Here is a 533-nt window from a genome sequence, read left to right on the forward strand (position 1 = left end):
TCAGGGTTGAAGTCATAGAGAAACTCGAAGATCTTTTCACGATCATTAAGTGACTCTTCTTCCCATAAAATCATTGCTTACCTCGATTACGGATTCTGGCTTTGCGCTCTTCCATTCGAGACTTAGCCGTTTGGTGTTCAACGAAAACGGATTTTCCTGAGTCAAACTTCTCAAATGCTAGGTTTACTTGTTCAGTTAGCCATGCATCGTGAGATAATGTTTTTCTTTGTTGTTCAGCGAGTTGCTCAGTAAGTTCACGGCAAGCATCACTTAGAGTTCGACCTTGGCTCTCAGCCATTTGTTGAGCTAGGCGTTTTGTTTCTTCATCAACACGAAATTGAATTCTAGTGTCCATGATGTATTCCTTTGTTGGTGTGTGTACAAATGTTAGCACTAGGCTTTGAGATGGGCAACTAACAAACAATTTAAGAGTGATTCGGCACGCGTGGCATTTTTACTATGCGTTGGTTTTAGTGATTAAGGTGGTATGCGGGAGCATCGTATTGCGTGCCTCACACCTTAATTGGGCGTTA

At 42.0% G+C, this 533-nt stretch carries 1 protein-coding gene and 1 pseudogene; both read right to left on the reverse strand.

Annotated elements, in window-relative coordinates:
* Positions 1-74 (reverse strand): annotated as a pseudogene (locus VJL_RS28495) (type II toxin-antitoxin system RelE/ParE family toxin); the annotation flags it as partial.
* Positions 71-355 (reverse strand): type II toxin-antitoxin system TacA family antitoxin, encoded by a 285-nt coding sequence (locus tag VJL_RS26325; protein WP_005398409.1) that lies wholly within the window; start codon positions 353-355, stop codon positions 71-73. The gene VJL_RS26325 and the pseudogene VJL_RS28495, both read right to left, overlap by 4 nt.
* Positions 356-533: the final 178 nt, after the last annotated feature.

Origin of the sequence: Vibrio jasicida CAIM 1864 = LMG 25398 (assembly GCF_000400365.1) — a bacterium.
Classification (GTDB): domain Bacteria; phylum Pseudomonadota; class Gammaproteobacteria; order Enterobacterales; family Vibrionaceae; genus Vibrio; species Vibrio jasicida.